Below are 25,292 nucleotides of genomic sequence, written 5' to 3'. Positions count from 1 at the left end.
GAGCCATATCCGAACATTCTACCCGATAATGGGATGCCTTAGCGTAACGATGCGTTTTTTAATTGACGCCCAACCAAAAAGGTTTCGGCTGACCTATCGCGGGACGATTTTGGCTTGCGCGGAGTGACCTGATGGAAGTGTTCTTTAAAGGATTTAACTAATTGTGAGTAGCCGCTGCCATGGAAAGCTTTTACAATTAATGCCCCATTGGGTTTGAGGTGATTATTTGCAAAATCCAAGGCTAATTCAACCACGTGTTCAATACGGGCTGAATCGGCCGCAGCCACTCCTGATAAATTGGGGGCCATATCTGAAATTACAAGGTCAACAGATTGGCCATCGAGTAAATTTTTTAACTGATTAAGTACCGCGTCTTCTCTAAAGTCGCCTAAAATAAACTCTACGCCTTCTATAGGCTCCATAGGCAACATATCTAAAGCAACAATACGGCCATTAATCTGCCCATTTTGCATTAGACGTTCGCGTGCGACTTGTGACCAACTGCCTGGGGCAGCGCCTAAATCCACCACAACGTTGCCCGGATGCAACAGTTTTTCTGTCTCTATGATTTCTAATAATTTAAAAGCAGCACGGGCTCTGTAGCCTTTTTGCTGTGCTAATTTGACATAGGGATCATTAATATGCTGATGCACCCATGCTTTAGAGGTTTTTTTCTTGCCCATTCCCGTACAATCTCATTATGCCTACATTAACTATTACTACTCAGCTACGTAATCAATTACGTGCCGCAGCACACGCCTTACGTCCAGTCGTACTGATTGGAGACAATGGTCTCACTGAAGCAGTGCTTAAAGAAATCAATGTGCACTTAACTGTGCATCAATTGATTAAGATTCGTGTCGCCGGCGATGACCGCGAGGCACGTAAAGCTATTTACGATCAAATTTGCTCTGAACTATCTGCAGAGCCTATTCATCACATTGGTAAGATCCTAACAGTTTACCGCCAAAACCCCGAGCGCCCGTCAGTTTTAATGGATGAAAGCGAAAATACTCGTGCCGTGCGTAAACCCACAGAACCTTACACACCTAAAAAACTTGCTGCAGCAGGTCTAAAAAAGACAAAATCCGGTAAGGTTCGTCCCAACCGCTAAGGCCCGCTGTTCGTAATAAAAACAAAGCCCACTGATTTTTGGTGGGCTTTATTTTCACTAAGCGCTTAGTCGAAGTAAGCGCTCGGCCTATCAGATCGAATTAACGGTACTCAATCGTGAGCAGCTCGTATTCACGAACACCTGCGGGGGCTTGGACCTCGACCACATCCCCTTCGCTTTTTCCGATTAAGGCACGAGCCACAGGGCTAGAAACAGAAATACGGTTCTCGCGGATGTCGGCCTCTACATCACCCACAATTTGATACGTAACTTGATTACCTGAATCCAGGTCTTCGATAGTTACTGTTGCACCAAAAACGACTTTATCGCCCACATTTAAGCTAGCGGGATCAATGATTTGAGCGTTTGATACGGTTCCTTCGAGCTCACGAATACGGCCCTCTACAAAGGCTTGGCGTTCGCGGGCTGCATCATACTCAGCATTTTCAGAAAGGTCGCCCTGAGCGCGAGCCTCAGCGATGGCATTAATCACATCGGGACGCTCTACCGTTTTCAAACGGTGTAATTCAGCTTTAAGACGTTCAGCGCCCTGCGCTGTCAACGGAATCGCAGACATAGTTTTCCTGATTAAGAATGAAAAACGCCCCCAAGAGATTAGGAGCGCACAAGACAGAGAATAATCAATATGTTTAAGAAAAGTATATTATTTAATTGATAACTTAAAAAGTAAAAAACACATTAATTACGATTGAAAACAAAGCCCCAATACGTTGGGGCCTTGTTCTATTGTCGGCAAAAGTGACTGAAATTGCAAGAGTTCTAATGGTAATTTTGCCCAGCCAGTCAGACGAAGCTCTGGTTTGATTAGTCGTGCGAGCTCTTGCGTAATGATAACAACGCATGCATTAAAATAGCACCAAAAGTCGCCGTACCAATACCATCTAGCTTAATAAAGCCGATCTCTAAACTAAAATTACCTGCGCCCAAAATTAAGGTCACGGCCGCAACCAGTAAGTTTTGACTTTTGCTGAAATCGACTTGGTTCACCACCCAGATGCGAGCCCCCGCAATACTGATTAAACCAAAAACCACAATAGACATACCACCTAAAACAGGCCCTGGAATCATTTGAATCACGGCCCCAAACTTAGGTGAAAACCCTAAAAATATGGCAATCAATGCAGCAACAGCAAACACAATGGAAGAATAAATACGCGTAGCAGCCATTACACCAATGTTCTCGGCATAGGTGGTCACGCCTGTACCGCCCATTGAACCTGATAACATGGTAGCAACGCCATCACCCACAAACGCTCGGCCTAGGTATTTATCTAGATTCTGCCCTGTCATTGCTGAAACGGCTTTAACGTGGCCCAAGTTTTCGGCAACTAAAATAATAGCCACAGGCACAATGACGGTCATGGCTTGAATTTCAAAGACAGGCTTAGAAAAACTGGGCATCCCAAACCAGGCAGCCTGTGCCACACCACTGGTGTCTATAGGTACACCATAGCCTAAGCCATTAGTAAATAACGCATAGATAACGCAAGCAACAATCAAACCAACTAAAATCAATAAACGCTGAACTACACCGCGGCTATATACTGCCACCGCCCCCACACACAACACAGTCATTAACGCCATCAAAGAATCAAACGTGCCCGACCCCATTGCGCCTTTGGCTGCTATAGGTGCCAAATTTAAGCCAATCACAGCCACAATGGCACCTGTCACCACTGGGGGCATCATTTTATTGATCAGTTTGGCTGCACTGCCTGCACGAGCATCAGCGATCCATACCAGCAACCCAATCAAGGTATAGACCAAACCACAAATAATAATCGCGCCAAGTGCTACACCGATATTTGGATTACCCCCACTGCCTGCATAACCGGTTACGGCAATCACACCACCAATAAAAGCAAAACTGGAGCCTAAATAGCTAGGAACACGGCCACCAACAAAAAAGAAGAAAATTAGGGTTCCTATACCAGACATTAAAATGGCTAAGTTAGGATCAAAACCCATGAGTAAGGGAGCAAGAATCGTTGAGCCAAACATAGCTACAACGTGCTGCGCAGCCATCGCTACGCTTTGGGGTGCAGGAAGATATTCGTTCGGTTGCACCACAGCATCAGGCGCAACGGAAGAGACTTTGCGCCAACGGGGAAAGTAGGTTTCAGACATAATGGAAATTTTTGATTAGAATGTTGAGTGGCGCAAGTGTAAGTCGCGTTTGTGCCCAAGACAAGTGCCGATGTATTTTACTGCATTATAAAAATAAATTACTTATACTTCCATCATGTACACAACACAAATTTGGCTTATTCGACACGGTGAAACAGACTGGAACGCAGCACAGCGTTTGCAAGGTTGGCGTGATATTCCTCTTAATGACACGGGCAAAAATCAGGCTAAATCTGTACAGCGTTTTTTAGATCAACAACGTATTGCCTTTGATGGGGTTTTAAGTAGTGATTTACAACGTGCAATACAAACAGCACAAATCGCCTTTGCTCAGCACCAGTACCCCATAGAACAAATCCCTGCATTACGCGAACGAAACTATGGCATTTACGAGGGGCATCCTTGGCAAAGTCTAACCCAACTGCCTAATGAGCCTGCCCCAAAAATTAATTTACGTGACCCCAGCTTAGATGTCCCTGAGGGCGAGTCCTTGCTGACCTTCCATCAACGTATCATCGAAGCATTTAATCAGATTGCTCTACAGCGACCTAACCAAAAGCTCGCCGTGATTGCACACGGTGGCGTGATTGAAATGGTCTGGCGTTACATACAACAGGCCGATCTAAGCACCCCTAGACCTTATAAAATATTAAATGCAAGTGTGAATCATTTCGCAATCAACAAAGAGCAACAATGGCAAGAAATTGCGTGGGCACAGGTAGCACACTTAGACCACCTAAAAGATTAGCTAGCTAATCTGAACCTGAGCGGCACGCAGCCACTGATGCACATAGAGCACCGCCTGATCATCAGCGCGCTGATTTGCGTAAGCACGTATTTCCTGTAAAGCCCACCCTCTATCCGTACGTTTAATCGCTAGCGTTAAACGGGGGTTGACGTGCACCTGATAAATAAAAACTTGCCCCTCAGACACGCTCTGATGGTAACTGCCTACACAGTGCCGCATTTGACGCCCCTCTTCGAGCAGGTCATACCAGCTTTGTATAGGTACAATAATGCTATTACCCTCTATAGGTGCTTTCGGATAATCACCGTACTGAGCCTGATAGCGATTTGCACGCTGATGACTATTTTCTTGGTGAAACCGAATGATTAGCTCATTATGTAATTCCTCTAATTGCTGATACTGCGTTAGCGCACGTAATCGCTGCGGACTTGCACCTAATCGGTGGGTATCCACTAACAAACGCACTAAGTCCATCGCCTGAGCCGCTCCGCTGTGCGGTGGCAACATGGTGAGCAATCCCACCCACATAACAGGCAAAGGTTGTTCTAATAGCACATAAGTCGCTAAACAAGGCTGAGGCACGTGACGCAACAGCCTCAGCCTTGCCTCATCTTTTAAAATAGCAACCATACGATCTAGCTCTGATCTCAGTACCCTTTTTACCTGCGTGCGTGCCAACACATTCAGGACGCCAGCGTGGCCGCCTCCCATAATATGTTGTAACAGCACAGAACGCTTTAATTGAGCTAGCCGAATGACATCAGCCGGTGTCAATTTTTCTTTACACGCATAATCCACCAACAATAGAAACAATAGAGGACTAGATAAGGCTAACTCGCGTGTCATGTTGGAGAGTAATATGACCTGCAATAGTTGACACTGAAGCCAAGGAGCAATATAAATAATCGCCTTGATCTGCGTATCTAACTGCAACCAATCCGCCTCGGTTAATAAAGAGCGTACAGGCAAGCGGGGACTTTTTAAAAAGCCACCCTGAGCCACACATTCTCCAGCGCTCCACGACTCCCAATACAACGGTGTTGATGACTGTAAGCCGTGCACTCGTAATTCCAAAGGATAGCCAACCGTAGGACTTAACTCTAACGTATAGATACTCATTGCACTTCGAATCCAACACAAAATAAGAACTCATCATAGAAAAAAACCCCAAAAGGCTAGACAATATCCAGCTTTTTGGGGTCAGGTCATTTACCTTTACATAGGCTTAATTAACCGCCGTGCATATCCTGTAAAGAATACACAAGCAGGCCTTCGCCATCACGTAAATACTGTAGACCCTCTACGGCAGCGAGAGCACCTGCAATCGTTGTGTAATACGCCAAATTAGCGGCCAATGCATGGGTGCGGATAGTACGAGAATCCACAATTGCATTACGACGTTCTTCGACAGTATTAATAACCAAAGCGATTTCACCGTTTTTGATCATATCCACAATGTGCGGACGACCCTCGGTCACTTTGTTAACAACCTTAACGGCTAAACCAGCCTTTTCAATGGCTGAAGCCGTACCACGCGTGGCAACTACCTTGAAACCCAAGTCAATTAAGCCACGAGCAACCTCTACGGCCTCTGGCTTATCGCTTTCGCGTACGCTGATAAAGGCTGTACCGGATTTAGGTAAGTTAACGCTGGCTGCCATTTGTGATTTAACAAAGGCTTCACCAAAGCTACGACCCACACCCATAACCTCGCCGGTGGACTTCATCTCTGGGCCAAGAATCGTATCTACGCCAGGGAATTTAACGAAGGGGAATACCGCCTCTTTGACTGCGTAAAAACCAGGTTTGGCTTTAGCTGACATATCGAGTTCAGGCACTTTTTTACCTGCCATCACACGAGCAGCCAATTTAGCCATCTGTAAACCTGTGGCTTTGGACACAAAAGGAACGGTGCGTGATGCGCGTGGGTTGACCTCAAGCACATACACCTCGTTATCCTGAATCGCGAACTGAACGTTCATCAAGCCTTTTACGTTAAGCGCCTTAGCCATCAAGGCCGTTTGACGACGAATTTCCTCTACTACCTCGTTAGACAAAGAGTAAGGAGGTAAGCTACACGCTGAGTCACCCGAGTGAACACCTGCCTGCTCGATGTGTTCCATCACGCCACCAACGAATACGTCAGTGCCATCAGAAATACAATCCACATCCACTTCGGTGGCATCATTTAAGAAATGATCGAGCAACACAGGAGAGTCATTACTGACTTTCACGGCTTCGCGCATGTAACGTTCTAGGTCAGCTTGCTCGTGCACGATTTCCATCGCACGACCACCCAACACATAGCTAGGACGGACGACCAATGGGTAGCCAATCTCTGCAGCCAAAGCAATGGCCTCGCCTTCGGTACGTGCAGTACGGTTTGGCGGTTGACGTAGACCCAATTTATGCAATAGCTTTTGGAAACGCTCGCGGTCTTCGGCAATATCAATAGACTCTGGGCTAGTACCAATAATCGGCACACCATTTGCCTCTAGGGCTCTGGCCAGTTTCAGCGGTGTTTGACCACCGTACTGTACGATCATGCCCACTGGTTTTTCTACGTGAACAATTTCCAATACGTCTTCGAGAGTTAATGGCTCAAAGTACAAACGATCCGAAGTGTCATAGTCGGTAGAAACCGTTTCAGGATTACAGTTAACCATGATGGTTTCAAAACCATCGTCACGCAATGCCATCGCAGCATGTACACAACAATAGTCAAACTCAATCCCCTGACCAATACGGTTTGGCCCACCACCTAACACGATGATTTTTTTACGATCCGTCGGTTGGGATTCGCACTCTTCCTCGTAGGTTGAGTACATATATGCCGTATCGGTAGAAAACTCTGCAGCACACGTATCAACGCGTTTGTACACAGGTCGTACATCCAACTGATGACGTAGTTTACGTACCTCGGATTCGACTGTGTCTAACAAGAAAGCAAGACGGCGATCAGAGAAACCACGACGTTTTAAACCGAACAACGTATCACGGTCTAAATCAGCCAATGTTTTTTGCTCTAGAGCTAGCTCAATATCAACGATCTCTTTGATTTGAGCTAAAAACCACGGATCAATTTTGGTGATGTTATGGACTTCGTCCAATGACATGCCTTGGGCAAACGCATCACCCACATACCAAATACGCTCTGGGCCTGGTTCGCCTAGTTCAACCTGTAGTTTTTCACGGTCGGTCGTCATTTGGTTCAACCCATCCACGCCTACCTCTAGACCACGTAGGGCCTTTTGGAAAGATTCTTGGAAGGTACGACCCATTGCCATGACCTCGCCCACCGATTTCATCTGAGTGGTTAAACGCGAATTGGCCTGAGGGAATTTCTCGAAAGCAAAACGTGGGATTTTAGTGACCACGTAATCAATAGAAGGCTCAAACGCAGCCGGTGTAGCACCACCGGTAATTTCGTTTTGAAGCTCATCTAAGGTGTAACCTACCGCCAAACGTGCTGCGATTTTAGCAATAGGGAAGCCCGTTGCCTTGGAGGCTAAAGCAGAAGAACGAGACACACGTGGGTTCATCTCGATCACGATCATACGACCATTTTCAGGATTGAGTGCGAACTGTACGTTAGAGCCACCTGTGTCCACACCGATTTCACGCAATACAGCAATCGATGCATTACGCATGATTTGGTATTCGCGATCGGTTAGCGTTTGAGCCGGAGCTACCGTAATGGAGTCACCCGTATGCACACCCATTGGATCTAAGTTTTCGATGGAACATACAATAATGCAGTTGTCAGCGCTGTCGCGGACGACTTCCATTTCGTATTCTTTCCAACCCAGTAGCGATTCCTCGATGAGCAGTTCTTTGGTCGGAGAGGCTTCTAGGCCGCGACGACAAATTTCCTCGAACTCTTCCATGTTGTAAGCAATACCGCCACCTGTACCACCAAGGGTAAAGCTAGGACGAATAACAACAGGGAAACCGGACGAATCAATTTCCTCGGCGATTTGGCGTTGTACCGCCCATGCCTCGTCCATTGAGTGCGCCACACCAGACTTAGCGGACTCTAGACCAATTTTGGTCATCGCGTCTTTAAATTTAAGACGGTCTTCGGCTTTATCGATGGCCTCGGCATTGGCACCGATCATCTCTACGCCGTATTTTTCCAACACACCCTGAGCCGCCAATTCGAGGGCACAGTTCAATGCAGTTTGACCGCCCATTGTTGGCAGTAAAGCATCTGGACGCTCGCGCTCGATGATTTTCTCTACGGCTTGCCAAGTGATCGGTTCGATGTAAGTCACATCGGCCGTATCTGGGTCTGTCATGATGGTGGCGGGGTTGCTATTGACCAAAATAGTGCGGAAGCCTTCGGCTTTTAAAGCCTTACATGCTTGGGCACCGGAATAGTCAAATTCACAAGCCTGACCAATAATAATTGGACCAGCCCCGATAATAAGAATACTTTTTATATCTGTACGCTTAGGCATAATATTCTGTCTGGGCGATTAAGCCTGTTTGTTAGCCATCAGGCTAATGAATTGGTCGAAAAGAGAGGTCATGTCACGTGGACCTGGAGTGGCTTCAGGGTGACCCTGGAAACCAAACGCAGGACGATCTGTAAACGCCAATCCTTGTAAGGTGTTATCAAACAAAGAAATATGGGTTACACGAACATTCGCAGGCAACGAATCCGCATCAATAGCAAAACCATGATTTTGGCTAGTAATAAATACACGACCATCGTCTAACTGTTTTACAGGGTGGTTTGCACCATGATGACCTGTTTTCATTTTGACGCTAGTTGCACCTGCGGCTAGACCTAATAGCTGGTGACCTAAACAAATACCAAAAATAGGGATTTGTTTGTCTAGCAAGGTTTTAGTCGCAGCAATGGCGTAATCACACGCGGCAGGATCCCCTGGGCCGTTGGATAAAAACACACCATCCGGATTTAAGGCCAATACGTCCTCGGCGGAGGTTTGAGCCGGCACCACAGTAATACGGCAACCGCGGTCAGCCAACAAACGTAAGATATTGGCTTTAACACCAAAATCATAAGCCACAACATGCTGAGCATCCGCAGCAGGTTCGGTTTGGCTAAAGCCTACACCTAACTGCCAGGAGCCTTGGTTCCATGTTGTGTTGGTGTCGGTAGTCACGTCTTTGGCCAAGTCTAAACCCGATAGACCGGCAAAAGAACGGGCCAATTCTATGGCCCGATCAACATCATTACCAACTAAAATACAAGCACTCTGGGCGCCTGTTTCACGCAGAATTCGCGTGAGCTTGCGTGTATCCACGCCAGCGATAGCTACTACGCCTTGCTCTTTTAGGTAATCAGGCAAGGATTGTGTAGAGCGGAAATTAGATACGCGTAAAGCGCAATCACGTACGACTAAACCCGCCGCCTGCACAGAAGCAGATTCGGCATCTTCGGGATTTACCCCAGTGTTACCAATGTGCGGATAGGTTAGTGTAACGATTTGACCTTTATAGCTAGGATCAGTCAAGATCTCTTGGTAGCCGGTCATGGCTGTATTAAACACGACCTCAGCTACCGCATAGCCCTCAGCACCAATGGAATAGCCTTTAAATACAGTCCCATCGGCAAGGGCTAGGATCGCACTTGAGCTAGCATTGGACTCGTCAGGAAAAAGAGACGGCAGCACGTTTAAACCCCGGTTCAAAATTTACAAATAAAACTTAACGATTATACCCCGACTTTGTGGGGGGCATAAAGCACCTATAGTGCTGTAGCAACACTGCTACAAACTAATTAGAAATAGTCTACATTAAGCTATGTATCTTGTTTTGCTTTTTTTGGCGACATAAATTATGACATCTTTGCTCGAATCCTTACGTCAACACACAACCGTAGTCGCTGACACCGGTGATTTTGAGGCCATGCGTGCCTTTAAACCTACCGATGCCACCACCAACCCTTCGCTGATTTTAAACGCGGTTCAACAACCTGCTTATCAGCATCTTTTGGTGGAAACGATCAAGCAAAATCCAAAAGCGAACGCAGCTGAGCTCAATGATGCTTTGCTGGTCGCTTTTGGTAAGGCAATTTTAGACATCGTTCCTGGCCGTGTTTCAACCGAAATTGATGCACGTTTATCCTTTGATACACAAGCCAGCATCGAACGAGCACGCCAAATTATCCAGCTATACGAACAAGCTGGCATTGATCGTCAACGTGTGTTGATTAAACTGGCTTCTACATGGGAAGGCATCCAGGCCGCCAAACAATTACAAAGCGAAGGCATCCAGTGTAACTTAACCTTGCTCTTTTGCTTAGCCCAAGCGGTGGCTTGTGCACAATCTAAAGTAACCCTGATCTCACCTTTTGTAGGTCGCATTTATGATTGGTACAAAAAAGAGGCGGGTGCAGCATGGGACGAGGCCGCCAATGCAGGGGTTAATGATCCCGGCGTACAGTCCGTGCGCCAAATTTATAATTATTTTAAAACCTATGATTTAAAGACCGAAATCATGGGAGCTAGCTTTAGAAATGCCGGTCAGATTTTGGCCTTGGCAGGTTGTGATTTACTGACGATCAGCCCTGCTTTATTAAATGAGCTCTCTACTCAGTCTGGGACCGTAACTGCCCATTTGGATGCGCAAACAGCCAAATCACAAGCCCCAGAATGGCAAGCCAGCAACGAGGTTGCCTTTCGCACAGACCTTAATGCCAATGCCATGGCAACAGAAAAACTGGCCGAAGGTATCCGTTTATTTATTCGTGATGCTGTGGCTCTGGACAAGGTCATTGCCCAGGCCAAAGAACAAGCATAGATTACTACGTGGTTTTGCGTTCCATCAAAGCCCAAGCAATGGTGCTGGCATCCACGTATTCTAGCTCGCTGCCCGCAGGGACCCCTCGGGCTAAGCGGGTTAATTTGACACCTTGCGTACGCAGGTATTCACCTAAATGGTGGGCGGTGGTCTCGCCTTCGGCTGTAAAATTGGTTGCCAAAATGACCTCTCGTACCTGCGCCTCGGAGGCGCGGTTAGCGATACGCTGAAACTGCAAATCTTTGGGGCCTACGCCCTCTAGTGGGGCTAAGCGTCCCATCAACACATAGTACAACCCATTGTAGCTATGACTGGCTTCGATCATATTCTGATCTGCCGGTGTTTCTACGATACACAACAAGCCCGTATCCCGCTGCGGGTTAGCACACGTGATACAGATTTCAGTTTCGCTAAAGCTATTGCAACGCTGGCAATGTAAAAGACTCGTGGCAGCATGGTCCAAAGCCAGACTAAGGTCTTTGGCCCCCGCCACATCATGCTGTAACAAATGATAAGCCATACGCCGTGCCGTGCGTTCGCCCACACCAGGCAGGCGTTTGAACGCATCAATTAACTCGCGCAGCGGCGCTGGCTCAGGTAATACCGGATTTGTCATTTAGAATGGAAATGACATTCCAGGAGGCAATGGCAAGCCTGCTGTAAGGGCAGACATTTTTTCTTGTGATGTGCTTTCTGCTTTGCGTAGTGCATCATTAAAAGCAGCCGCCACTAAGTCTTCTAGCATATCTTTATCGTCCTCAAGCAAAGACGGATCAATCGCAATACGGCGTACATCGTTGCGACATGTCATCGTGACTTTAACTAAGCCACCTCCTGACGCGCCCTCAACCTCGATATTACCCAACTCGTCTTGGGCTTTTTTCATGTTTTCTTGCATTTGCTGAGCTTGACGCATCAAGCCCGCGATTTGACCTTTCATCATAATAAAATTGTCCTAAGTAAAAACTATTTAGCCTGAATCGAGTCAGGCACAACTTGAGCATCAAACTGCTGTATAAGCGCTAGTATAAACGGGTTTTGTTGCGCATCGCTTTCGGCTTGAGCTTGGCGTTGTGCTCTCTCTGCTTGAGCGATCGCATACGCGGTGTCATCACCGGTACTGCCGTACTCAATATGCAACCGTAACACTTGCCCAAAATACTCATTTAACACCGTATTGATACGGGATTTAGCCAAGCTATCATCGGCGGATCGAATCGCCACCCGCAACGTAATGTCATTTCCAGCACACTCAACCCATTCGGCCTGTTGGGCTAGCTCGGAAGCCCAACCTGATAACGGCAACGTAGGCGCTAATTCAGCCCATTGTGTTGGGCTAAGCCGCTCTGGTTTAGGAATAGTAGGCGTTGGTAAATCCAAAGCAGCTACTGCCTGCTGTACGGCATCATCCATCAGGGGAGTATTGTCGCCGTTTTCAATATCCCCGGTCAAAAAATCCGCATCATGATCGGACTGACTCATTGAGTCATAAGCTGAGTCATCAATAGGAGGCTCCTCGTAGGGAGGCGGCTCATCGACTGAGGGGCTACTGACGACCGGTTTATCTACCGACGGCGGTTGTATCACAGAGGCAGAGGCCTCTGCCACAACCGGCTCAGCAACAGAGGACGGTTGACTTGGAGTATCCCACGGAGTGGCTTGTTGGGCTGCACCAGCCGCAATCGTTTGCACCCCACGCTCGACCATTGGCGGCTGTATACCGACCCGGGTCGTAGCAGTAGAACTAGGGGCTGCTGTTTCCCACGGCGGCGTGTCCTGAATGACCTTGGGAGGTGATGCAGGCGGTAAATCCGGCTCTGGGGCCGCAGCCGTCGTCGAAGTAGGTTGTGCTGCCACTGGCACAGCTGGGGGCGTAGGAGCCGCCCCGATCACTGGAGCTTCGGTTACTGGGGCCGCTGTTACTGTCGCTGCGGGGGCAGAAGCTACCACAGGTGTTGCAGGAGCAGGAGTGGCCACAGCGGGTAAACTGCCTGCCGGTATTAAGGCCAGTAATCGCATACAGGCCATAATAAAACCAGCGTACTCATCAGGAGCCAGTGCTAATTCATCACGACTATGCACAACCACCGAATAAAATAGCTGCACATGATCTGCAGACAATAATTGCGCTAGTTCTTCTATGCCTTGGATATTTGGTTCATCGGGGGGCAATGCACCCGGCACGCGTTGCTGAATGGCAATGCGCGATAACAAAACGGCTAAATCAGCCAAAGCGCCGCGGAATGAAAGACCACGTAAGGCCATATCATCAGCAATCGCAATTAGCTGCGCCCCATTTGCATCAATAAGGGCATGCAAAATATGAAGCAGATGGGTCTGGTCAATCGTACCCAACATCCCTTGCACATCATCCGTAGACACAGAGCCCGCACTATATGCAATGGCTTGATCCGTTAGAGACAAGGCATCACGCATCGAACCACTGGCGGCCTGAGCTAATAAACGTAAGGCTGGGACCTCTGCGGGGATGCTTTCCTGCTGCAAAATATCCTGTAAATGCTGCTCAATGGCAGGAACGGTCATTTGCTTTAGATTAAACTGTAAACAACGAGACAATACAGTTACAGGTATTTTTTGTGGGTCCGTGGTGGCCAAGATAAATTTAACGTGTGCAGGCGGCTCTTCGAGTGTTTTGAGCATGGCATTAAAGGCATGCCCAGTCAGCATATGCACCTCGTCAATCATGTAGACTTTATAACGGGCGGCACTGGGGGCGTAGACGGCCTGCTCTAGCAGCTGCGTCATTTCGTCCACCCCTCGGTTCGAGGCAGCATCTAGCTCTACATAGTCTACAAAACGTCCTTGATCAATCTCTGTGCAAGAACGGCACTGACCGCAAGGCGTCGCACTAACCCCCTGCTCACAATTAAGTGCCTTAGCTAATATACGAGACAAGGTGGTTTTACCTACCCCACGCGTCCCAGTAAACAACCACGCGTGATGTAAACGCTGCGTATTTAGTGCATGAGTCAAAGCGCGTACCACGTGATCTTGACCAATAAGAGTGTCAAAAGAGCGTGGGCGCCATTTACGGGCCAATACTTGATATGTCATGTAGGGGAATTCGGTAAAGAGTAAAAAGCACGAGGGCTAGTAAAAGTGTACCGGATTTGAAGCAACTGCGGGAGATAGGCGTAAAAGCCTTGAGGAAGATGGCGAGCCTGACTTCGGCACTGGTTCGAGACAGCTGTGGCTGCTTCGTTCCCGACCTGACCAGGTTGGCTGTTGAACCATGCGAAGGGGCTCACCATTTACAAGTATAGCACTAAATTTCGTACCAAAGATCAGCCCGAGGAAAATAAAGTGCAGCTCTTGCCTTACGCCCATCAAAAGCAGTGACTTGATCACAATAACGACGCAACTGTGACCCATATCGGTCACGCATAATCGCTAAAAAAGCCTCCTGACTTTGACCGGCGTGCGGCATAGAGGTTTTATAATCCACAATTAACCACTGATCATCCTGAGAGATAGCTAAATCAATAATAGACACACGCCCCTCGGCATCCAATAACGTCCATTCTCTATAAGCTTGAGCTACATCTAATAACCACTGGCCTCTTTCGCTGTCAATGGTACGAGTTAATGTCTCTACGACCTCAGCGACGGCGCCCTTAACCTCTGACTGCACAATACCAGCACGTAATAGTTGGCGTTCGATGACATCTGAGCGTTGACTAATACGCGCCGTACTCCATTGCTCACGCCCATCTCGACCTATTCGCTCTAGCCACGCATGTGCCACCGTACCAATGGCAGCCTCTTTAAATGGTTCATCACTCCACTCCCAATGATTCACCCCAGCAGGAGCCTCTCGTGGTGTAACCGGAGGCAAATCCTCCATATTTTTTATGCGTTGCAAATACTGATAAGCCGATCGCGATTGAGAGCGTGTCTGGCCTTGCCTCAGCAAAGGCTCTGTAGTTAGAACCTGCGTCTCAACCACCGGCCACAATAACTGCATCAATGAACCACTGGCGGCTTTAACATCGCCTTGTTTATTTAGGCCTAATAACCCAACCAAATGCAGCTGACTGCGAGCTCGGGTTACACCTACATACAACAATCGCTGCAATTCGAAAGTAGCACGCTGTTTTTCTCGCTGCGCAATAAACTGGCTCATGCCGTCCTTAGTATCTGCATCACTGGCTTTGGCCATCCCCACATACAAACGACCTTGGCTTTGCTCCAGAGCTAATAAGGGCTCTGTTTCAGCTCGGCTGCTACGATTTAAATCGTACAAAATAACCGACTCAAACTCTAAGCCTTTGGACTTATGAAAGGTCATGACCTCTACGGCACGTTCGGCATTTTGCGCCGTGGCATACAAGCGCGTCACCTGCTCTTCAAACTGATCTAAATCAACCTCGCCATAGGGTGCTACACGCTCTAGTAACCGAAAAACGTTCTCCGCATCCGCGCGATCGCTGCTAAGCGGATAGGCGTTCTCCCCCCCTAAACGATGCCAACAATGCTCTACCCATGCGGCAAAAGGCAATGAGCCACTGCGATGACGATCATCTAACAATACAGCAGCCACATGCTGTAAACGCTGCCACTCGTTATCTTGCCAGAGGTCTTGCTGCTGCGACGCGGCCATCATTAACGCAGGAATCGTCGTCTGCCTATCATGCCCACATAAGGTATGCAGGCTCGTTAAACGTAAACCACAAATCGGAGAGCGTAATAACGACAACCACGCTAATCGATCTCCTGCATGCTTAAGGGCTCGGACTAACTGCACAATGTCCTGCACCACAGGCCTAGCCGTTAGGCTATCAATGTCCACTGCTTTAGTAGGGATTCCTGCGACAGTTAATGCCCGGATTAGCTCTCCTAAATGGGTGCGGGCTCGTACCAATACAGCCACTGGTTTAGTGCTATCTGGGTATTGCTGTAGGGCCGCCGCACAAAGCTGCACCACACGCTGCTCTGCGGTACTACGCGCTTGATCCGCATCCATAAAATCGTCGGACTCATTGCTGTAGATCAGGGGGTGCATCTGTACGATGGAATGGTCAGCCTCGCCATGAAAGGCCTCTGAGGGGTTATAACGCACCGCCCCTAATTCCGTATCAACCGCCAAAGGAAATAAATGACCGCCCAGTTGATTTACCCACTGCACCACATTCGCTGTCGAACGAAAATTATTCGTTAAGGTCACGGCTTCTAAGTCGATCTCGCCTAAACGTCCGTTTTGCTGTACATGTAAAAACAACCCGACTTCAGCCTTACGAAAACGATAAATAGACTGCATGGGGTCCCCCACCAGAAATACCGTTCTCCCATCATCCGCTTGCCAACCAGAGGTCAATCTTTCTAACAGCTCAATCTGGTTTAAGCTCGTATCCTGAAACTCATCCACCAACAGATGACTAATACGACGATCCAAACGCAATAACAGATCAGATGGGTTATCGGCCGCCCCCAAAGCATTTAATGCCCGCTGCGCAATTTCTATAAAATCCACCTGCCCAGCATCAATAAATTCCAACCGTAATTGGGCCACTGTCAGCCACAACACATTGGACAGATGCCCTAGTAACTCGACTTGCTGATCCGTATATTCCGGCTGTAAGTGCTCAAGAGTTAATAACGCCTCTATCCACGGAGCATCGGGCTGTTGTTGATCTAACCAATCTTGTAACTGCTTACGTAAAACCGCATCCCCATTGGCAGGAAAGCCAACGGTAGCGGTAATCCCTCTGGGCTTACGCGGAGCCCCCGACGTTGTTAAAAAAGGAATCAATGCCTGCCAACGCGCTAAATCCTCGGGAACAGGAAACAAGGGGTCCTCTTCCGACCAGGACTCCAACGCAGCTAAGGCCATTTTTCCTTTTTCTGCTAGATTCCTATGTGCATACACAGCCGCTGGAGCTAAATCCTGCCAACCCAATGGCAACGCCTCATCGACGCGTTCTAGATGCTCTGTCACTAACTGATTCAAATAGTCCTGCAGCCGCTCTAAGGCCTGCGCCTGACCCAGAGTTGGCAACCACTGGTCACGTATCGCTAACATATCCACCAACAACTGCTCTACGTCAGCAATATTTACCCCTAAATGCTTAACCAAATAGCTAACGGAAGGTTGCTCATCGGCCATAGCAATAACAGACTGAGCGGCCTGCAAATACAACAGACTGGCCTGATCCGAGACCTCTGGCACGCCTCCCAAGCCACTTAGCCATGGCATAGCCCGTACTAAATGCGAGCAAAGTGAATCAATAGTCCGAATACTTAGCCGCGCGGGATGCTCAAGCAGATTCCAGCCTTGCTTTTCATTATTTTGCATTGCCTGTTGGGCCAGAACCCAACTGTTTTTCTTATAGGCCTCCTCTGGCTCAGGCCCTAAGGCGGCTTGCAGTTTTTCTATTACCCTGGCATGCATCTCGGCGGCGGCAGCACGGGTAAAAGTAATGGCTACGATTTCCTCGGGCTTTTGTACCAAAGCCAACAAGGCCAAAATACGATCCGTTAATAACTCCGTTTTACCGGAGCCCGCTGGAGCCTGCACCAAAAATGAACGAGACGGGTCCACTGCATCTAAACGCACCTGAAAATCACTCGGTTTACTCTCGCTCATTGATTTGCTCCTGATTTAAACGCAAAAACGGTAATACATCGCAATACCGCAGATCATCTTCTTGCTCGAACTGATTTGTTGCTAAGCCTGACAAAAACTCATCTCGCATGGCTAAAACCTGTGTCTGTAAATGAGCTTGGACCCCTGCCCAATCCCCATGAGTTTCAGTCAATTTTTTTTCCTCTGAATCGGTCAAGCCAGACTCAGCAACCCCATAACCACCTAAGGCCGTTTTATAATGTAAAAATGCAAAAGCCAGTGCGGCTACCTCTTTGCCTTGATCCGCTAAAATACTGGCATAAATAGGTAGCTGTAACTCTATAGGCCGATCCCTGAGCCAGGCAGTGTAATTTTTATTGGCCTTGCTCGTTTTATAATCCATCAATACATAGCGCCCATCTGCCAACTGATCTATGCGGTCAATACGCATCTTGGTGCGCAATCCAGTTAACTGGTGTTGTTGCTCTAGGGCTTTGATCTCAAAAGGCGGACGCTGTAGTTCTAGCATCAACCAGCCCAACAATACTTGTTCAGCCCGTTCTATTTCCAACACACGAATGGCCTGCGGCAAACCCGTCAACGCCTCTTCTCCGGCCTGTTGTAAAGCCTCTGCCAACCACTGCTGCGCCTGCCCATCATGCCAAAGCTGCGCTAACCGCGCCGAAGTTGGCGGCGTAACACGCTGCCAAAATAGCTCTAGACCCAAATGCAAAAACGTACCCCGCCACATACGTAATGCCCCACTGTCTTCGTAGGGCAATAACGCAGATGCGTGCAAACGGTATTGAACAAAGGCCCACAGCGGATTGCGGGCTTGCTTATCAAGCAGACCCGTGCCACCAAACACAGGCTCATCCGCCCTGACCGCAGGACCCCGATCATCAGATAACACCTCTATTGCAATAGGTTTGCTCTCTATTCCGACCAGCGGGTCAGCTACAACGTGCTCCTTCAAATCCTGAATTAACGGACTGCGACGTAAGAGCTGCCCATTATCCTGAGCCGCATAACTAAAGATCAGCTCCGGCGTTGACGTCTTTAGGGTTGCAATCATTTGCTCGGCCCATAACAGCTCACGCTCTGGCGTGGCTCTAGGCGCCTGTGCTTCTCGCAACACCTCATAGGGAATAAACGGGTTCGGATCAGGAATAGCAGGCAACACATCATCCGTCACCCCTATGACCCACACCCCATCCCAATGCCCCCCTTCGGCCTCAAGCAAACCTAACACGTCCAATCGAGCACGTGCATCGCGTTGCGGCTGAAAAAGCGTCTCGCTTAAAAAACGACCCAACATGTGAACGACTTGAGTCAACGACAACTGACCAAACACAGGGGCCAAACGAGAAAACTGCCCTAACCGTTGATCAAAGGCCTGCATGGTTTGATAGGCATGACTATCTAAATTGCGCTCACCAGGAAATCCCAATAACCGTAGCAGCTCGCGCAAATGAGGAACCCATTGCGATGGACTATAAGAGTGATTATGTGTCTGCAAATACCCTTGTGCTGCTCGCCATGCAGCGCCTAAATGCTCACACTTATCCAGCTGCTCGGCGAGAGAAGCCGGACTCAATTGCCCTGTTTGCTTTTTACGCCACTGCACATCCAGTTCGGCCCGAGACGAGGCCTCGTTCAGCTCCCCCACGCAATGGCCACTCAATAGTGCGGCCCCGACTATCCGACATGGCACCTGCGGCTGGGTAGATTGCGCCAAAGCCTCTAGCCAATGCAAAGCGGATTTCACCAAAGGCCATGCACTTAAAGGACGTCCTACGGCAATGTTCCAACTAAACCCACCCTTCAAGTCTGAACTTGCGGCGAGCTCATGGGCTAATACACGATGAGCAAAAGGCACTTCGCTTTGTAAATTAAGCGCCACAATCGCAAACCGACCTTGAGGTTTTTCTTGTAAGTTTTTAGCGGCCCACTGCGCCGCTAAACGCCATTCGGCATCGGGCGTAGGCGACTGCACGCAATGGCACTGGGCCTGATCTGGTACGGCATCTTGATAGTGATATAGACTGACGCCTTGATCTTGCAAGGCTAATAACAGGCGCTGAAAACGCGCTGACATGTCATGAAAACCAACCAACACCACATGACGCCAACGTGGCTGATAAGCCCCCTGCTCTAGAGCAGCAACCACACGCTGGGTAGACCTATTTTGATCATCTAAATCGTGCTGTTCTAGGTAGGTGCGATAAGCACTACGCCACTGCATAAACCGTTTGGAATCCACAGAATGTTGCTCATCTTGGATGGTCAGCGCCCATTCGTCCATGAGCGCATCTGCATCCGCCGCCATTTTCGCCGCCTGTGACACATCAATTAGCCAGGAGTCCTCTGACTCTTGGGCGTAAATAGTTTGTTCCCACACATACAAACTACTGAAGCTATCGAGCAAATAAGAAGCCGGAGCCTGATCTACATTAAAGCTTAAATCATCATTAGCCTGCCTTAACCACGCAGTTAAAGGCATAATATCAGGGACAGCTATCGCTTTTTGTTGACCCAATAAGGTATGTTGTAACTGAGACAGCAGTCGTCGCGCAAAACGGTTATTAACCGTTAACACCAATGTTTCAGTGCTGTCTAAACCAGATAACTGAGTAAAATCTAAAGGTATATACATAAAGCGCGTCTCCTGAAATAGCCAACACACAGCAGCCAGTTACATTTGGCTACCTATTTTTTTGTTACTGTAAAAGGTGCAGACTAAAATAAAATCATGTCATCAGAAAACACCCCTTCTTTTGAGCTAGCAGGCTCAATTTGGTTTCGCTCCGGTACCCTAAACTGGGGTAATCCTCGACGTATGGCGCTTTTAGCCGCTATCCACGAACATGGCTCTATCTCTGCCGCAGCCCGTCATATAGATCTCAGTTACAAGGCGGCCTGGGATGCGATTGACACCATGAACAACCTTGCCGAAGAACCTTTAGTGCTACGCACAACAGGTGGGCAACGTGGTGGTGGCGCCTCTTTGACCCCACGCGCTCTTGAGATTCTAGAATTGTATCAACAACTTGATGCAGCCCACCAACGCTTTATGCGGCGTCTAGCCAAGGCCCAGCCCGGCTCAGACAAAAACTTGGAGTTACTACAAACCATGATGGTACAAACCTCTGCACGCAACAACTTTGCTGGCACAATCTCTAAAGTCACCATGGGTGCAGTCAATGCTGAAATCGCCCTTGATATTGGTAGCTCACAACCCATTATTGCGTCTATAACCAGCGAAAGCGTCGAAAGCATGGGGCTCAAAGAAGGCATGCGCGCACTCGCCTTTCTGAAAGCATCCTCTATTATTGTAGGTCTGCCTACCGATGGCAAACTATCGGCCCGCAATCAACTACAAGGCACTATCGTGCATGTAGAGCCCGGCGCGGTCAATGCTGAAATTGGAATTGAGCTATCAGAAAAGCATCGCATTACCGCCATTATCACCATGGAAAGCCTAACCCGCTTACAACTAGAGGTAGGCCAACAAGCTGTGGCCATCTTTAAAGCCTCTAGTGTGCTGTTAGGCACCATGGAATAAGGTCGCGCAACGCTCTAAAAATTACACAGCTAATGCGGTACGTTGTAACTCGGCAGCTAATCGTTCGCTGCTGAGTTGCATCTCTGTACTGAGCTCTGCTGGGGTGCAACGCCCTACGATTTTTCCATCTGCAATCCGATAGACCTCGTCAGCCAACATAATGGCGTCCTCAGGGTCGTGGGTAATAATAATCGACGGAATATGCAACGTGCGCTGTAACTGTGCGAGCTCTTGGCGCATACGCACACGTAAATTAATATCCAGGGCCGCTAATGGCTCATCTAATAATAATAACTCTGGATTAACTGCCAACGCCCGTGCCAAGGCCGTGCGCTGTTTTTGTCCACCGGAAATCTCGCCGGGGTAATTACCTAAAATAGGACCTAGCTCAAACGCATCTATCCACTTTTTAGCACCATCAGGAACCCATTTTTTGGGTGGATTCAAAAAGCCTTTGCGCAAACCAAAACTAATATTTTGTGCCACGGTTAAATGCGGAAACAACCCATAGTCCTGTAGCAAATAGGCTAAACGTCGCTCTTGGGGTGCTAAATTAATTTTTTTCTCAGAGCAAAAGAACACCTTATCGTTCACTCTGATTTGTCCTGAATCAGGCGTTAACAACCCAGAAGCCGCTTGAATGGTTAGGGTCTTACCCGATCCCGACGCACCAAATAACGCAATTCGATGCGCATTGGTCGTGAGTTCCACATCTAACAAAAAATGCCGGGTTGCCGACTGCAACGCCCGTTTAATATGAATATGAACCGACATTAGCGTGCCCCTCTACGTCGATGCTGTGCTGGCGTCAATAACCCTGCCACCCACAACACAGTAATACAGCTGATGGAGGTCACCAAAACCAACACCATCGCAAAACTATCATTACCAGCCTGAACGGCCTCGTAAATAGAAATAGACAAAGTTTGCGTACGCCCAGGAATACTCCCGGCAATCATTAAGGTGGCGCCAAACTCGCCTAAAGCACGGGCAAAGGCTAATAACACCCCCGCCATAATGCCTCGCATGGCCAACGGTAGGCTGACCCGAAAGAAAACCTGTAGACGACTTAACCCCAGCACAATGCCCGCATCTTCTAGACGATGGTCCACGTCCTCAAAGGCGGCTCTAGCGGCCTTTAACACCAATGGAAAGGCCACCACAGTCGCCGCAATCACCGCGCCTTGCCACGTAAAAACCAGCTCGATCCCAATCTCTGACAACCATTGTCCCAACCAACCACGCCTACCCAACAGCACCAGTAAATAATACCCAATCACAGTCGGTGGCAACACCATCGGTAAGGTTAAAACCGAATCCACTAAATTACACAATGGCGAGTGCCAGCGCGATAATAAAAACGCTAAGCCTATGCCAAAAATGGCAGCAAACAAAGTGGCCCAACCCGCCACTTTTAGTGATAGCAGCAGAGGTATCCAAAGGTCTGACATGGTGTAGAGCTTCCTAGAGAACTAAAGGCTGCCAAGGCAGCCTTTATGACTAGATCATTTAATAATGAGGCTAGTGATTAGGGCTTGCTAAAGCCGTACTTAGCCAAAATAGCTTGGCCTTCTTCGGACAACAAGTAGTCTTGGTAGGCTTGGGCAGCATCACTACGACCATCACGCTTTACCAATGCGATGGGGTAAGTCACAGGCACCGTGGTCTCAATGGACTGAACCACAGTCACTTTGTCTTTCATGATGGCAGCATCTGTTGCGAACACAAAACCCGCATCCACCTCGCCACGAGCCACGTAATCTAAAACCTGACGTACGTTTTGGCCTAAGACTTTACGGCTCTCTACATTTTCCCAATCACCGGATTTCTCTAGGGAACCCTGAGTGTAGCGACCTACAGGTACTGTCTCAGGATTACCGTAGGCAATACGAGTCACGTCTTTTTTACCTAAATCAGCTAGGCCTTCGATCTTTTTAGGATTGTCATTCGGTACAATTAGCACCACACCATTTTGTACAAAATCTTTACGTGTGTCTGCATCAATAGCACCTGCATCAATGGCTTTATCCATGGCCTTTTGATCTGCAGAGGCAAATACATCGACCGGCGCACCATTCACGATTTGCTGCATCAATACATCCGAAGCAGCAAAACTATTTAATACCTTGGTGCCCTCGTTTTGTTTTTCAAAGTTTTCGCCTAGCTCTTTGAATGCATTCGTTAAACTAGCCGCAGCAGATACGACTAAATCAGCAGCGGCTACAGGAGCAGAGGCGACCGATAGAGCCAAAGCACTCATTGCTAATAGGCCACGCCATGATTTTTTCATTTTAAATGTTTGCACCGTTAACTCCTTGTGTGTAGTCATTAGGTATAGTATTAAGAAATAACCTGTAATAGTGTACCACCATATATATATAGGTATATATCCATTTATGACCCACACCCCACCCTTAACTGCGCTCATTAATCGCTTTATGATTGAACTTAACAATCAATCCCTATCAGCGCACACCCTTGCCGCGTACCAGCGTGACTTAGAACGATTAGCCCGTTGGTTAGAGGCATCCAGCCTATGGTGGGACATCACTGCTGCGCAACTCGAAAGCTGGTTGAGCGATAAAACGATAAACACCTCTTCAAGTACGGTTAACCGGCGTATTGCAACCCTTAGAAAATTTTATCAATGGGCAGTAGATCAGCAGTACCTAACCCATAATCCAGCCAGTGGCCTGCGCACAGTCAAAAATAGCAGCGCCAAACCAACGGCCTTAAGCTCCGCCCAAATTGATGCCTTATTGGCTGCACCCAATACAGCGCATCCACTGGGCTTGCGGGATAGGACCATGCTGGAACTGCTCTATGCCACTGGCATACGCGTCAGCGAACTGGTGGATCTAACCCTAGAGCAATTGGACCTAAAAGCCCATGTATTACGCGTCATTCACCCTAACCAGCAGGCAGAACGACTTATCCCTCTTAGCCCTGACACCCTAGAATGGCTAAAGCCCTATTTATCAGATGCCCGCGCCCTGATATTGAATGAACGCAACAGCCAAGCCCTATTTGTCAGCACGCACGGCGATCACATGACGCGTCAGGGCTTTTGGTTAATCATTAAAAAATATGCCCAACAGGCTAAAATTACCACATCGCTGTCGCCGCATAGCTTGCGGCATGCCTTTGCGACCCATTTGTTAAATAATGGGGCAGACCTAAGCCTTGTGCAGTTATTGCTTGGGCACAAAAGCCCCAGCACGACCCAGATCTATAGTCACATCACACGTGAACGCTTGAAAAAACTCCATGCCGAGCATCACCCTCGGGCATAACAACCGGTTAAAAACAAAACGAATTCATTGTTATTATGTCAAAAAAAAGCAGCGAAACCCTTGCCACCCAATGGCTAAAAAAACATAAGGTCACTTTTACAGAGCACGTTTATGACTATGAGGCCAAAGGCGGCGCAAATGATGCCGCTCATAAACTAGGCGTAGACCCCCATATCACCGTCAAAACCTTGATTATGGAAGACGAAAAAAAACAACCACTGGTGATATTGATGCATGGAGATCACGAGGTCTCTACAAAAAATCTAGCCCGTCAAACCGGCGCAAAAAGCATCCACCCCTGCACCCCCGACACCGCCCAACGCCATTCGGGGTACTTAGTGGGCGGTACGTCGCCTTTTGGCACCCGAAAAAACATGCCAGTGTGGGTGCAATCCAGTATCCTCGATTTAGAAACCATTTATATTAATGGCGGCAAACGCGGCATGCTCTTGCAATTAAACCCAACCGTCCTAACCGAAACCTTAGGGGCAAAACAAGTCGACGTGGCCCTAGACTAATAACAATATGATGGCAATCATGTTTATTTGGTATTATGAATAGTTAGCATTATTTTTGCCTCCTCTTATTTTATGTTGATCACTCATCTAGACTGCTTAAACTTAGCCCACTGGCTACACAACACCGCCTCAGAAGACGGCTTAGGGCCAATCTGTTTTGCGATTGTCGATGCACAAGGTGATTTAATTTGGTTTGAACGCATGGACCGCGCCCCTGCTCGGGCCGCCAATATTGCGATAGCCAAAGCCTACACCTCATTGCGTATGGGTGACTCAACACAGGCCTTCAAACAACGTCTAGAACGCGAAAGCCTCAGCTGCAGCGACTTTATGGATCAAAGACTAACGGCCATTCCTGGGGGGTCTCCTCTGGCCTTAGCTGACAGCCGTATCGTTGGAGCCATCGGTATCAGTGGTCGTCACATTGAAAGCGACCAAGCTCTGGCCGATGCTGCTGCCCTCTATTTTAGTTCGCTTTGAAGCTCACCCAGCTAAAGCAAGGTGATTCTTGTTGTCATCGGTTTAGGCGCCGTGATATTCAATCACGCCCGT

Annotated in this window: 21 protein-coding genes and 1 other RNA gene; 7 read left to right on the top strand and 15 right to left on the bottom strand. The window is 48.3% G+C overall.

Features of this window, described 5'->3' with window-relative positions; all coding sequences use genetic code 11:
* Positions 1 to 38: 38 nt before the first annotated feature.
* Positions 39 to 683, bottom strand: a complete 645-nt coding sequence (locus Q0Z62_RS04380) for an RlmE family RNA methyltransferase (RefSeq protein ID WP_269900336.1) — start codon at positions 681 to 683, stop codon at positions 39 to 41.
* A gap of 17 nt (positions 684 to 700) precedes the next feature.
* On the opposite strand from Q0Z62_RS04380, the gene Q0Z62_RS04375 reads away from it, so the two are divergent.
* Positions 701 to 1,114 carry a YhbY family RNA-binding protein gene (locus Q0Z62_RS04375; RefSeq protein ID WP_298051290.1) on the top strand — a complete coding sequence of 138 codons (414 nt, stop codon included), beginning with the start codon at positions 701 to 703 and terminating at the stop codon, positions 1,112 to 1,114.
* Between the two features lie 100 nt (positions 1,115 to 1,214).
* Here Q0Z62_RS04375 and greA read toward each other — a convergent pair whose 3' ends face one another.
* Together greA and Q0Z62_RS04365 are read right to left on the bottom strand one after the other, a co-directional pair.
* Positions 1,215 to 1,691: a transcription elongation factor GreA gene (gene greA, locus Q0Z62_RS04370; protein WP_269900338.1), complete on the bottom strand. Its 477-nt coding sequence runs from the start codon at positions 1,689 to 1,691 to the stop codon at positions 1,215 to 1,217.
* A gap of 248 nt (positions 1,692 to 1,939) precedes the next feature.
* On the bottom strand, positions 1,940 to 3,262 hold the full coding sequence (locus Q0Z62_RS04365; protein WP_298051287.1) for a solute carrier family 23 protein: 1,323 nt from the start codon (positions 3,260 to 3,262) through the stop codon (positions 1,940 to 1,942).
* Between the two features lie 115 nt (positions 3,263 to 3,377).
* Here Q0Z62_RS04365 and Q0Z62_RS04360 point away from each other — a divergent pair, with 115 nt between their 5' ends.
* Positions 3,378 to 4,010 (top strand): histidine phosphatase family protein, encoded by a 633-nt coding sequence (locus tag Q0Z62_RS04360; protein ID WP_298051285.1) that lies wholly within the window; start codon positions 3,378 to 3,380, stop codon positions 4,008 to 4,010.
* Here Q0Z62_RS04360 and Q0Z62_RS04355 read toward each other — a convergent pair whose 3' ends face one another.
* The 3 genes from Q0Z62_RS04355 to carA form a co-directional block, all read right to left on the bottom strand.
* A complete protein-coding gene (locus Q0Z62_RS04355; RefSeq protein ID WP_298051283.1) occupies positions 4,011 to 5,129 on the bottom strand; it encodes a PcfJ domain-containing protein in 1,119 nt (372 codons plus the stop codon).
* Between the two features lie 110 nt (positions 5,130 to 5,239).
* A complete protein-coding gene (gene carB / locus Q0Z62_RS04350) occupies positions 5,240 to 8,470 on the bottom strand; it encodes a carbamoyl-phosphate synthase large subunit (protein ID WP_298051281.1) in 3,231 nt (1,076 codons plus the stop codon).
* An 18-nt stretch (positions 8,471 to 8,488) separates the two neighbouring features.
* Positions 8,489 to 9,652 (bottom strand): glutamine-hydrolyzing carbamoyl-phosphate synthase small subunit, encoded by a 1,164-nt coding sequence (gene carA / locus Q0Z62_RS04345; protein ID WP_269900343.1) that lies wholly within the window; start codon positions 9,650 to 9,652, stop codon positions 8,489 to 8,491.
* A 166-nt stretch (positions 9,653 to 9,818) separates the two neighbouring features.
* Between carA and tal the strand changes: the two genes are divergently transcribed.
* Entirely contained in the window at positions 9,819 to 10,781 is a 963-nt protein-coding gene (gene tal, locus Q0Z62_RS04340) for a transaldolase (RefSeq protein ID WP_269900344.1), read from the top strand.
* 4 nt (positions 10,782 to 10,785) lie between these two features.
* On the opposite strand, the gene recR is transcribed toward tal, so the two are convergent.
* From recR to Q0Z62_RS04310, 6 genes are all read right to left on the bottom strand, one after another.
* A complete protein-coding gene (gene recR, locus Q0Z62_RS04335; protein WP_269900345.1) occupies positions 10,786 to 11,397 on the bottom strand; it encodes a recombination mediator RecR in 612 nt (203 codons plus the stop codon).
* On the bottom strand, positions 11,398 to 11,724 hold the full coding sequence (locus Q0Z62_RS04330; protein WP_298051278.1) for a YbaB/EbfC family nucleoid-associated protein: 327 nt from the start codon (positions 11,722 to 11,724) through the stop codon (positions 11,398 to 11,400).
* 23 nt (positions 11,725 to 11,747) lie between these two features.
* Complete coding sequence (gene dnaX / locus Q0Z62_RS04325) at positions 11,748 to 13,856, bottom strand: DNA polymerase III subunit gamma/tau (RefSeq protein ID WP_298051276.1); 2,109 nt, start codon at positions 13,854 to 13,856, stop codon at positions 11,748 to 11,750.
* 97 nt (positions 13,857 to 13,953) lie between these two features.
* Positions 13,954 to 14,051, bottom strand: an RNA gene (gene ffs / locus Q0Z62_RS04320) — signal recognition particle sRNA small type.
* A 16-nt stretch (positions 14,052 to 14,067) separates the two neighbouring features.
* On the bottom strand, positions 14,068 to 17,385 hold the full coding sequence (locus Q0Z62_RS04315) for an exodeoxyribonuclease V subunit beta (protein WP_298051273.1): 3,318 nt from the start codon (positions 17,383 to 17,385) through the stop codon (positions 14,068 to 14,070).
* Positions 17,372 to 20,020, bottom strand: coding sequence for a PD-(D/E)XK nuclease family protein (locus Q0Z62_RS04310; RefSeq protein ID WP_298051272.1), 2,649 nt, complete (start codon positions 20,018 to 20,020; stop codon positions 17,372 to 17,374). The genes Q0Z62_RS04315 and Q0Z62_RS04310 overlap by 14 nt, the downstream gene beginning before the upstream one ends.
* Positions 20,021 to 20,116: 96 nt before the next feature.
* Between Q0Z62_RS04310 and Q0Z62_RS04305 the strand changes: the two genes are divergently transcribed.
* Entirely contained in the window at positions 20,117 to 20,929 is an 813-nt protein-coding gene (locus tag Q0Z62_RS04305) for a TOBE domain-containing protein (protein WP_269900350.1), read from the top strand.
* A 21-nt stretch (positions 20,930 to 20,950) separates the two neighbouring features.
* Here the strand turns inward: Q0Z62_RS04305 and Q0Z62_RS04300 are convergent, their stop codons facing one another.
* From Q0Z62_RS04300 to modA, 3 genes are all read right to left on the bottom strand, one after another.
* A complete protein-coding gene (locus Q0Z62_RS04300) occupies positions 20,951 to 21,703 on the bottom strand; it encodes an ATP-binding cassette domain-containing protein (protein WP_298051267.1) in 753 nt (250 codons plus the stop codon).
* Positions 21,703 to 22,380 (bottom strand): molybdate ABC transporter permease subunit, encoded by a 678-nt coding sequence (gene modB / locus Q0Z62_RS04295; protein ID WP_269900352.1) that lies wholly within the window; start codon positions 22,378 to 22,380, stop codon positions 21,703 to 21,705. Before modB ends, Q0Z62_RS04300 begins: the two co-directional genes overlap by 1 nt.
* 77 nt (positions 22,381 to 22,457) lie before the next feature.
* Positions 22,458 to 23,189: a molybdate ABC transporter substrate-binding protein gene (modA, locus tag Q0Z62_RS04290; protein ID WP_269902195.1), complete on the bottom strand. Its 732-nt coding sequence runs from the start codon at positions 23,187 to 23,189 to the stop codon at positions 22,458 to 22,460.
* A 136-nt stretch (positions 23,190 to 23,325) separates the two neighbouring features.
* Between modA and Q0Z62_RS04285 the strand changes: the two genes are divergently transcribed.
* The 3 genes from Q0Z62_RS04285 (at position 23,326) to Q0Z62_RS04275 (ending at position 25,220) form a co-directional block, all read left to right on the top strand.
* Positions 23,326 to 24,222 (top strand): site-specific tyrosine recombinase XerD, encoded by an 897-nt coding sequence (locus Q0Z62_RS04285; RefSeq protein WP_298051263.1) that lies wholly within the window; start codon positions 23,326 to 23,328, stop codon positions 24,220 to 24,222.
* A 35-nt stretch (positions 24,223 to 24,257) separates the two neighbouring features.
* Complete coding sequence (gene ybaK / locus Q0Z62_RS04280; RefSeq protein ID WP_298051261.1) at positions 24,258 to 24,740, top strand: Cys-tRNA(Pro) deacylase; 483 nt, start codon at positions 24,258 to 24,260, stop codon at positions 24,738 to 24,740.
* A 72-nt stretch (positions 24,741 to 24,812) separates the two neighbouring features.
* A complete protein-coding gene (locus Q0Z62_RS04275; RefSeq protein ID WP_298051259.1) occupies positions 24,813 to 25,220 on the top strand; it encodes a heme-binding protein in 408 nt (135 codons plus the stop codon).
* Positions 25,221 to 25,292 lie beyond the last annotated feature (72 nt).

Source organism: uncultured Paenalcaligenes sp., assembly GCF_947630565.1.
In the GTDB taxonomy this organism is placed as follows: Bacteria; Pseudomonadota; Gammaproteobacteria; order Burkholderiales; family Burkholderiaceae_B; genus Paenalcaligenes; species Paenalcaligenes faecalis.
Note: the sequence above shows the minus strand (reverse complement) of the source record. Positions and strands in the feature narration are given on the sequence as shown.

Coding starts and splice junctions, on each gene's coding strand:
- Q0Z62_RS04380 (WP_269900336.1), bottom strand. CDS start 683: ATGGGCAAGAAAAAAACCTCTAAAGCATGGGTGCATCAGCATATTAAT.
- Q0Z62_RS04375 (WP_298051290.1), top strand. CDS start 701: ATGCCTACATTAACTATTACTACTCAGCTACGTAATCAATTACGTGCC.
- greA (WP_269900338.1), bottom strand. CDS start 1,691: ATGTCTGCGATTCCGTTGACAGCGCAGGGCGCTGAACGTCTTAAAGCT.
- Q0Z62_RS04365 (WP_298051287.1), bottom strand. CDS start 3,262: ATGTCTGAAACCTACTTTCCCCGTTGGCGCAAAGTCTCTTCCGTTGCG.
- Q0Z62_RS04360 (WP_298051285.1), top strand. CDS start 3,378: ATGTACACAACACAAATTTGGCTTATTCGACACGGTGAAACAGACTGG.
- Q0Z62_RS04355 (WP_298051283.1), bottom strand. CDS start 5,129: ATGAGTATCTATACGTTAGAGTTAAGTCCTACGGTTGGCTATCCTTTG.
- carB (WP_298051281.1), bottom strand. CDS start 8,470: ATGCCTAAGCGTACAGATATAAAAAGTATTCTTATTATCGGGGCTGGT.
- tal (WP_269900344.1), top strand. CDS start 9,819: ATGACATCTTTGCTCGAATCCTTACGTCAACACACAACCGTAGTCGCT.
- recR (WP_269900345.1), bottom strand. CDS start 11,397: ATGACAAATCCGGTATTACCTGAGCCAGCGCCGCTGCGCGAGTTAATT.
- Q0Z62_RS04330 (WP_298051278.1), bottom strand. CDS start 11,724: ATGATGAAAGGTCAAATCGCGGGCTTGATGCGTCAAGCTCAGCAAATG.
- dnaX (WP_298051276.1), bottom strand. CDS start 13,856: ATGACATATCAAGTATTGGCCCGTAAATGGCGCCCACGCTCTTTTGAC.
- Q0Z62_RS04315 (WP_298051273.1), bottom strand. CDS start 17,385: ATGAGCGAGAGTAAACCGAGTGATTTTCAGGTGCGTTTAGATGCAGTG.
- Q0Z62_RS04310 (WP_298051272.1), bottom strand. CDS start 20,020: ATGTATATACCTTTAGATTTTACTCAGTTATCTGGTTTAGACAGCACT.
- Q0Z62_RS04305 (WP_269900350.1), top strand. CDS start 20,117: ATGTCATCAGAAAACACCCCTTCTTTTGAGCTAGCAGGCTCAATTTGG.
- Q0Z62_RS04300 (WP_298051267.1), bottom strand. CDS start 21,703: ATGTCGGTTCATATTCATATTAAACGGGCGTTGCAGTCGGCAACCCGG.
- modB (WP_269900352.1), bottom strand. CDS start 22,380: ATGTCAGACCTTTGGATACCTCTGCTGCTATCACTAAAAGTGGCGGGT.
- modA (WP_269902195.1), bottom strand. CDS start 23,189: ATGAGTGCTTTGGCTCTATCGGTCGCCTCTGCTCCTGTAGCCGCTGCT.
- Q0Z62_RS04285 (WP_298051263.1), top strand. CDS start 23,326: ATGACCCACACCCCACCCTTAACTGCGCTCATTAATCGCTTTATGATT.
- ybaK (WP_298051261.1), top strand. CDS start 24,258: ATGTCAAAAAAAAGCAGCGAAACCCTTGCCACCCAATGGCTAAAAAAA.
- Q0Z62_RS04275 (WP_298051259.1), top strand. CDS start 24,813: ATGTTGATCACTCATCTAGACTGCTTAAACTTAGCCCACTGGCTACAC.